9 protein-coding genes are annotated in these 8,084 nt (G+C 72.8%); 4 read left to right on the top strand and 5 right to left on the bottom strand.

The window, feature by feature from the left end:
* Positions 1 to 209 precede the first annotated feature (209 nt).
* The gene (locus VR44_RS30385) at positions 210 to 875 is read left to right on the top strand and encodes an HAD family hydrolase (protein WP_045950832.1); all 666 of its coding nucleotides are present in this window, start codon (positions 210 to 212) and stop codon (positions 873 to 875) included.
* A 4-nt stretch (positions 876 to 879) separates the two neighbouring features.
* On the opposite strand, the gene VR44_RS30380 is transcribed toward VR44_RS30385, so the two are convergent.
* A complete protein-coding gene (locus tag VR44_RS30380; RefSeq protein WP_045950831.1) occupies positions 880 to 1,755 on the bottom strand; it encodes a LysR family transcriptional regulator in 876 nt (291 codons plus the stop codon).
* A gap of 70 nt (positions 1,756 to 1,825) precedes the next feature.
* Here VR44_RS30380 and VR44_RS30375 point away from each other — a divergent pair, with 70 nt between their 5' ends.
* Entirely contained in the window at positions 1,826 to 2,203 is a 378-nt protein-coding gene (locus tag VR44_RS30375) for a nuclear transport factor 2 family protein (protein ID WP_045950830.1), read from the top strand.
* Between the two features lie 74 nt (positions 2,204 to 2,277).
* On the opposite strand, the gene VR44_RS30370 is transcribed toward VR44_RS30375, so the two are convergent.
* The 3 genes from VR44_RS30370 to VR44_RS30360 form a co-directional block, all read right to left on the bottom strand.
* Entirely contained in the window at positions 2,278 to 3,219 is a 942-nt protein-coding gene (locus VR44_RS30370; protein ID WP_045950829.1) for a 3-oxoacyl-ACP reductase, read from the bottom strand.
* 39 nt (positions 3,220 to 3,258) lie between these two features.
* Positions 3,259 to 4,335, bottom strand: coding sequence for a Zn-dependent alcohol dehydrogenase (locus tag VR44_RS30365; protein ID WP_045950828.1), 1,077 nt, complete (start codon positions 4,333 to 4,335; stop codon positions 3,259 to 3,261).
* 145 nt (positions 4,336 to 4,480) lie between these two features.
* The gene (locus VR44_RS30360) at positions 4,481 to 5,353 is read right to left on the bottom strand and encodes a MaoC/PaaZ C-terminal domain-containing protein (protein WP_045950827.1); all 873 of its coding nucleotides are present in this window, start codon (positions 5,351 to 5,353) and stop codon (positions 4,481 to 4,483) included.
* Between the two features lie 240 nt (positions 5,354 to 5,593).
* Here VR44_RS30360 and VR44_RS30355 point away from each other — a divergent pair, with 240 nt between their 5' ends.
* Entirely contained in the window at positions 5,594 to 5,953 is a 360-nt protein-coding gene (locus VR44_RS30355) for a response regulator (protein WP_045950826.1), read from the top strand.
* A gap of 103 nt (positions 5,954 to 6,056) precedes the next feature.
* Here VR44_RS30355 and VR44_RS30350 read toward each other — a convergent pair whose 3' ends face one another.
* The gene (locus VR44_RS30350) at positions 6,057 to 7,358 is read right to left on the bottom strand and encodes a cytochrome P450 family protein (RefSeq protein WP_211275151.1); all 1,302 of its coding nucleotides are present in this window, start codon (positions 7,356 to 7,358) and stop codon (positions 6,057 to 6,059) included.
* Positions 7,359 to 7,550: 192 nt separating this feature from the next.
* Here VR44_RS30350 and VR44_RS30345 point away from each other — a divergent pair.
* Positions 7,551 to 8,084, top strand: a 534-nt coding sequence (locus tag VR44_RS30345) for an amidohydrolase family protein (RefSeq protein WP_157880447.1), incomplete at its 3' end; no start/stop codon positions are given.

Below are 8,084 nucleotides of genomic sequence, written 5' to 3'. Positions count from 1 at the left end.
GCACCGGCCTGTGGACGCCGGAGGGCCGGCTGCGGCTCCCGTACGCCACGCCGGAGGTCCCCTGCGGGATCGTCGGGCTGAGCCAGCCGGCCGCCCCGCCCCCACCCGTACGCCTGGACCCGCCCCCGAAGCCGGCCCCCCGCCCGGTACCGCTGCAGCAGGCCCCGCTGGGCTGATCCCCGTACGAACCGGCGTGATAGGGAAGGGACATGACGACGACTTCCCCGGCCCCCGGTACGGCGACCCCGGCCAGGCCCTTCGACGCTGTCCTGTGCGACCTAGACAACGTCATCCGGTTCTACGACTCCTCCCGGCTGACCGAGCTGGAACGCGCGGCCGGCCTCCCGGAGGGGACGACGGCGTCGGTGGCGTTCCACCCGCAGCAGGGCGGGCCGCTGGTGCTGGGCCAGATCACCAAGGACCAGTGGGTGGAGCAGGTCGCCGACCGGCTCGGGGGCCTGGACGGCGGGGTACGGGTGCCCGCGCAGCGGGCGCGGGAGCTGGCCGGGGCGCTGGCCCGGTCCCCCTTCCGGGCGGACGGGGCCGTCGTCTCCGCCCTGCGCGGGGCGCGTACGGCGGGGCTGTCGGTGGTCCTGGTGACCAATGCCGCGCTGGACCTGGAGGAGGACCTGGCGGCGATGGGGCTGACGGACCTCGCGGACCACGTGGTCAACAGCGCCCTGGAAGGGGTCGCCAAGCCCGACCCGGAGATCTACGCGATCGCCGTCGGCCGGGCGGGGGCCGCCCCGGAGCGCTGTCTGTTCGTGGACGACCGGAGGGAGAACGTGGAGGCCGCCGTCGCGCTCGGGATGACGGGCGTCCACTTCCGCGGGCCCGAGGACCTGCGCGGGGCGCTCGCCTTCCTCGACCGGTAGGGGTTCAGGTGGCCCGTAGGGCGGCCAGGAGTCTGGTGCGCAGGAGCCGGGCGGCCGGTGAGTGCTGGCCGGGGCGGGTGACGAGGCCGAGCCGGGCGTGCGTGGCGGCGTCGGCGAACGGGACGGCCCGCACGCCGGCGCCCTGCGCGGAGGAGGCGCTGAGGACGGCGACCCCCGCGCCGCGCTCGGCGAGGCGGAGCAGGGCGGCCGGGGAGCTGGCTTCGAGGTCCACGCGCGGGTCGAGGCCGGCGCGGCGGCAGGAGTCCTCGTAGGCGGCGCGGATGCCCGTGCCCGGCGGGAGGCAGAGGACCTTCTCGCCGCGCAGGGCGGCGAGGGGCAGTTCCGTCCGGTCGAGGGGGTGCCCGGCCGGGACGACGGCGGCGATCGGCTCGTCGATCACGACGTCCGCCTCCAGGCCCCCGGCGGCCTCACCCGCGTACCCGATCAGGGCCAGGTCGAGGGAGCCGGCGAGGACCTGGGACTGGAGGTCTTCGGAGTGGCCCTCGTGCAGGCCGAGTTCGATCCCGGGGTGGCTGCGGCCGAGGTCGGCGAGGGTGTCCAGGAAGGGCGGGATGGAGCAGCCCATGACCATCCCGAGCCGGACCCGGCCGCGTACGGCGTCGGCGAACTCGGCCGCGGTGTGCCGGATGGCGTCGAGGGTGGCCAGGGCGCTCTTCGCGAGGGGGAGGACGGCCTCGCCGGCCGGGGTGAGGCGCACCTGGCGGCCGGAGCGGTCGAAGAGGGCGTGGCCCAGCTCGCGCTCCAGCTTGGCCACCTGGGTGCTGACGCCGGACTGGCTGACGTGCAGCCGGTGGGCGGCGCCGGTGAAGGTGCCCTCGTCCACGACGGCGGCGAAGTAGCGCAGCTGGTGCATCTCCATATCCGATGATGATAACTGGCATCTGATCCATCTGTTGGACGGATGGACAGGGGCTCGGGAGGATGGAGTCATGGAGACGACGACGAAGACGAAGACCGCACGAGAGCTTGCCGAGACCTACTTCACCGCCTGGGAGGCGGGCGACTTCGACACCATGCGCGGCCTGCTGGCCGATGACGTCGACTTCGTCGGGGCGCTGGGCACGGCGCAGGGGACGGAGGAGGCGCTGGCCGGGCTGAAGGGGCTCGGTCGGGTGCTGGAGCGGATCGACGTGAAGGTGCGGGTGGCCGAGGGGGACGAGGTGATCACCTGGTTCGAACTGTGCACGAGCATCGCGCCGCCCGCGCCGACGGCGAACTGGATGCACGTGGAGGACGGGAGGATCAGCCGGATCCGGGTGACCTTCGATCCGCGCGGACTGCTGGCCGGCCTCGGGAAGCCGAGCTGAGCCGGGCCGGATCCGCCCGCGAGGTCCCGCCCCCGCGGGCGGCCGGCGGGGACGGGACCTCGCGGGCGGGGGGGTCAGTCGTGCTTGAGGCCCAGCACCTCGGCCGCCGCGAAGGTCTCGTTCGCCGGACGGGACGCGTAGTGCGGGCTGAGGAGGGAGTCGAGCTCCTCGAACGAGAAGACCTCCTTCGAGGTGTCGAACTTGGCCGCCACCCGCGGGCGTTCCATCACCACGACGATCCCGCCGTGCACCACGAACAGCTGGCCGTTCGCCCTCGCCGAGGCCGGGGAGGCGAGGTAGCCGACCAGCGGGGCGACGTGCTCGGGGGCCAGCGGGTCGAGCCGGCCCTCCTCCGGGACCTGGAAGCCGGCGAAGACGTCCTCGGTCATCCGGGTGCGGGCGCGCGGGCAGATGGCGTTCGCCGTCACCCCGTACTTGGCCAGGGCCAGGGCGGTCGAGGTGGTCAGGCCCACGATGCCACCCTTGGCCGCCGCGTAGTTGGGCTGGCCGGCCGAACCGCCGAGGAAGGCCTCGGAGGAGGTGTTCACGATCCGCCCGTACACCGGGCCGCCCGCCGCCTTGGAGCGCTCGCGCCAGTGGGCGGAGGCGAAGTGGGTGGTGTTGAAGTGGCCCTTGAGGTGGACCCGGATCACCGAGTCCCATTCGTCCTCCGACATCGAGAAGACCATCCGGTCGCGCAGGATGCCCGCGTTGTTGACCAGGACGTCCAGCTTCCCGAAGCTGGAGACGGCCAGCTCGACGAGCTCCCGCGCCTGTTCGAAGTCGGCCACGTCCCCGAGGTGCGCCACCGCCTGCCCGCCCGCCGCACGGATCTCCGCGGCGACCTCCTCCGCCGGGGCGGCCGAGGCCTCCCCGGAGCCGTCGCGCCCGCTCTGGCCGAAGTCGTTGACGACCACGCTCGCGCCGAGCCGGGCCAGTTCGAGCGCCTCGGCCCGGCCGAGTCCCCGGCCGGCGCCGGTGACGATGGCGCTGAGCCCCTCAAGTGGCAGTGACATGTACCGGATTCCTCTCAGAACGGATCGGTCGGCGGGGCGTCAGATCTCGATGCAGGTGCGCAGGGCCGCGCCCGTACGCATCTGGTCGAGGGCCTCGTTGATCTCGGTGAGCCGCACCCGGTGGGTGATCAGGCCCGCCAGGTCGATCCGGCCGGCCCGCCACAGCTCGATGGTGCGCGCGTAGGAGCGGAGCACGTCCCCGCCCCCGTACAGGGAGGGGAGGATCTTCTTCTCGTCGAAGAACAGCGAGAACATGTCGATCTGGAAGTTGTCGTCGAGGGCGCCCGCCCCGACGATCACCACCGAGCCGCCGCGCCGGGTCATCCGGTAGGCGGTGCCGGCGGTGGCGGACTTGCCGACGACCTCGAAGACGTAGTCGAAGCCCTCGCCCGAGGTGATCCGGGCCTTGGCGTCGTCGAAGGCGTCGGGGGCGACCGCCTCGGTCGCCCCGAAGCGCAGGGCCGCCTCGCGCCGGGACTCCACCGGGTCGACGGCGATGATCTGCGCGGCTCCCTGCACCTTGGCGCCCTGGATGACGGAGATGCCGACCCCGCCGCAGCCGATGACGGCGACCGAGGAACCCGCCTCCACCTTCGCGGTGTTGATGGCCGCGCCGAGTCCGGTGGTGACCCCGCAGCCGATGAGGGCGGCGATGTCGAAGGGCACGTCGTCGGGGATCGGGACGGCGCAGTTGGCGGCGACGACGATCTCCTCGGCGAAGGTGCCGGTCGCGGCGAAGCCGAAGACCTCCCCGCCGGCCCGGCGGAAGTTGGGGATGCCCGCGTTGACCAGGCTCTCCAGGCACAGGTGTCCCTGGCCGCGCCTGCAGGCGGCGCAGTGCCCGCACGGCGGCAGCCAGCAGACGAGGACCCGGTCGCCCTCCTTGTGGCCGGTGACCCCCTCGCCGACGCCGGTGATCACCCCGGAGCCCTCGTGGCCGGGGATGAAGGGTGCGGGCTGCGGCAGGACACCGCTCATCGCGGAGAGGTCGGAGTGACACAGGCCGGTGGCCTTGATGCGGATCCGCACCTTGCCCGGGCCCAGGCCCACGGCCTCCATGTCGTCGACGACCTCGAGCTTGTCCTGGCCTATCTCGCTCAGCAGTGCTGCGCGCACGGTGCGGCTCCTTAGGGGCGTGTGCCTGGGCGTGTGCGGGTAACCGGGCGGGTGCGTGCGTCCGGGGCGTGTGGGTGTCTCCGGGGTGTGTGGGTGTCTCCGGGGCCGTGTGCGTGCACCCGGGGCGTGTGCGCGTGCCCGGGTGTTACGCGTGCTCGACGATGGTGTCGGCGAGGACCGGGGCGTCGTCGCGTTCGGCGGCGGTCACCGAGACCAGGACGCGGCCGGGCTCCTGCCACATCCGGATGCGCAAGGTCTCCCCTGGGAAGACGATCCCGGCGAACCGGGTGCGGTAGGCGCGCACGCGGGAGACGTCCCCGCCGAGGACGGTGTCGACGACGGCCTTCAGGGTCATCCCGTACGAGCACAGGCCGTGCAGGATCGGTTTGTCGAAGCCGGCCAGCTTGGCGAACTCGGGGTCGGCGTGCAGCGGGTTCCAGTCCCCGGAGAGCCGGTAGAGCAGGGCCTGTTCCTCCCGGATCGGCCGCTCCTCGGTGCGGTCGGGGGCGCGATCGGGCAGCTCTTCGCGGACGGAGGGGCCGCGGTCGCCCCCGAAGCCGCCCTCCCCGCGGACGAAGATCTGCGCGTCGCTGGTCCACAGCGGGCCGTCGGCGTCGGCGACCTCGGAGCGCAGCACGATCACGGCCGCCTTGCCCTTGTCGTAGACGGCGGCGACCTTGGAGGAGGAGGTGGCCCGGCCCTTGACGGGGATCGGCCGGTGCAGCTCGATGCTGTGCCCGCCGTGCAGGACGTTCGCCAGGTTGACCTCGATGCCGGGGGCCGCGAGCCCGCCGAGCATGGCCATGCCGGCGCCGGCCACGGTCGCGAAGCTGGGGAGCACGTGGAGCTTGGACTCCAGGGTGTAGCGCAGTTCGTCCGGGTCGGTGGCCAGGCTGTTCCCGTGCAGGGACGAGCCGGCGCCGAGGCCGAGGTGGTAGAGCTGGACGTCCTTGTGGTCCCAGCCGATCTCCCCCTGGCGGGGGTCGGCGGCGAGGGCCCTGGCGGCATCGATCGGCATTCGGATGCTGCTCCTTCTGCTCTCTGGAAGACCTCGGTGCGGCCGTCCGCACCGTCGGCCGCACCGAGGTCGCATGCGGAGCCGGTTCTAGAACGCGTTCTAGGAAGCGGCTGAGGGAATGTATAACGCACACCCCCGCGGTTGGGAAGAAGGCTGCTGACTTCGCGTCAGATAAGCGTGGTGCGGGGCGTGTTGCCGCCCGCCCGGAGGGCCGGCCGGTAGCCTGCGGCGGTGGATGAGATGCCCGTGGCGCACCGGCCCGCCCGCTCCCTGCGCGTCCTGCTGGACCCGCCGAATCCGCCGCTCGCGGTCCGCCTCGGCCTCCAGCCGGACATCGAGGTGGTGGCCTCGCCGGCGGAGCGGCCGGTGGTGGCGCTCGTCGAGGACCCCGCCTCGGTGGCGGCCCTGCTGGCCGAGGACCCGGAGTGCCGGGTGCTGGTTGCCACGGGCTCGGCGCACCCGGGGCTGCGGGAGTCGGTCCTGGCGGCGGGCGCGGCGGGGCTGGTCCTGCGGGACGGGCCGGTCGAGGAGCTGGCGGAGTGCCTGCGGCGGGCGTCGATGGGCGAAACGGTGGTGGACCCGGCCCTGGCGGGCCCCTGAGGCGCGGCCGGGGCGGGGTCCGGCCGGGGCGGGGCGGAGCGGGGCGTGCGAAAGCCCTCCGCCGGTCAGGGGCGGAGGGCTCCCTCCGGGGCTCGGGCCCCGGTCAGTTCCCCGCGGTCCAGTCGTCGACCGTCCGCGAGGGATCCAGCGCGACGGGCAGCCGCTCCAGCCCGCGGAAGGCCGGGAACGGGCCCTTGAGCCAGTCCCCCTCCGCCGGCGTCGGCATGGCCAGGACCATGTCGGGGAAGCGGTCGAGCAGCGCCGTCAGGCAGATCTCCAGCTCCAGCCGGGCCAGCGGGGCGCCCAGGCAGTAGTGGGCCCCGTAACCGAAACCGAGGTGGCTGCTCTGCAGCCCCTCCCGGGTGAAGTCCAGGGTGTCCGGGTCGGGGAATTTCTCCGGGTCGCGGTTGGCGGAGTTCAGCGCGATCTGCACGACCGCGCCCTTCGGAATGACCGTCCCGCCGATTTCCACGTCCTCCAGCGCGTACCGGAAGGTGGAGGTTTCCACCGAGCCCTCGAAACGCTGCATTTCCTCGATCGCCTGCGGCAGCAGTTCCCGGTTCTCCTGGACCGCCCGGAGCTGGTCGGGGTGGGTGAGGAGGCTGAAGACGCAATTGCCGATCTGGAGGGTGGTCGTCTTGTGCCCGGCGAAGAGCAGGACCCAGATCATCGACACGAGTTCGTCGTCGGTCAGCGGCTCTTCCTCGTGCGGCGTCTCCACCAGCATCGTCAGGAAGTCGTCCGTGGGCTGCTGCCGGGTCCGGTGGATGTGCCGGGCGAAGTAGTCGCGCAGCCAGATCTCGGCCTCTTCCAGGTCGCCCTTGAGGTCCTTGTTGAAGCGCGAGCGCGTCACGACGGCGAACCACTTGAGGACCTCGGTCCGCTCCTGGCCGACGATGCCGAGCAGTTCGCAGATGACCATGACGGGCAGCGGCAGCGCGAAGGCCTGCATCAGATCGACCGGCCGGTCCGTGGGGCAGCGGTCGAGCAGCCCGTGGGCGAGCTCCTCGATGTGCGGGCGGAGCGCGTGGATGTGGCGCGGGGTGAAGGCGGTCTTGGCGATGTGGCGCAGCCGGGTGTGCCGGGGCGGGTCGGCGAAGAGCAGATTGTCGTCGAGCGCCTCGCACAGGTCCCCGAACAGGGCGTGGTAGAGGTCGATGCCCTCGTGCATGTCCTTGCCGATCCGGGGGTCGGCGAGGATGGCGTGGGCGTCCTCGTAGCGGGTGATCAGGTACGTGTCCACGCCGTGGCCCGGGGTGAGGCGGGCGATGGGGGCCTGTTCGCGCAGGGTCCGGTAGACCGGGTAGGGGCACTGCCGGTATTCGGGCGTGCTCTTCGTCGCGGCCGCCACCGCTTCGTGCAGCGCGAGACCGTCACCCGCCGTGGTAGTCGGTTCAGTCGTCACGCGCCCAGACCTTTCGGGTAACCCGGAATTGACAGTCGGCTCCTTTCCCGTGCCGGATCGAGGGCGAAACCCGATTGACCCGTTCGGAGCCGAAAGCTCCCCCTGCGGAATGTCCGGGTGCCGGTTTCCGGGAGCCGTCCTAGGGTGTGCGGTGGTTTTCGATTCGCGGGCCGACGAGAGGGAAATGCGCACATGCCGGAATACGGTGCGGGCGGCCTGGCCGTCGGTGGAGCGGCACGGCAGGACGCGGGGACGGCGGCGGGGGCCGGGGCCGGGACGGTGGCCGGGGAGGAGGACGACGGCAGCCGCGCGGTGATCGACGTCCACCACCATTTCTGCGCCCCGCAGTGGCGCCGGTGGGCCGAGGGGCAGGGGCTGATCGGCCCGCGGTCGCTGCCCCCGTGGGCGGGCTGGGACGCGGAGGGCGCGCTGGCGCTGATGGACCGGGCGGGGATCGCCGTGGCCGTGCTCAAGCCGATGCTGCCGGCCCGCTACGAGAGTTCCGCGCAGCTGCGGGAGGCGGTGGCCGTGACGCTGGAGGCGGCGGCGGAGGTGGTGGAGGCGTACCCGGGGCGCTTCGCCTTCCACGCGCCGCTGTTCCTGGACGAGGAGGAGGTCTCCTCCTGGACCCTGCGGCGCGGCCTGGACGAGCTGGGCGCGGTGGGGGTGAACGTGACGGCGAACTACCGGGGTGTGTACCTCGGGGATCCGTCGTACGACAGGATC

The organism is Streptomyces katrae (assembly GCF_000966975.1).
Taxonomy (GTDB): Bacteria; Actinomycetota; Actinomycetes; order Streptomycetales; family Streptomycetaceae; genus Streptomyces; species Streptomyces katrae.
Note: the sequence above shows the minus strand (reverse complement) of the source record. Positions and strands in the feature narration are given on the sequence as shown.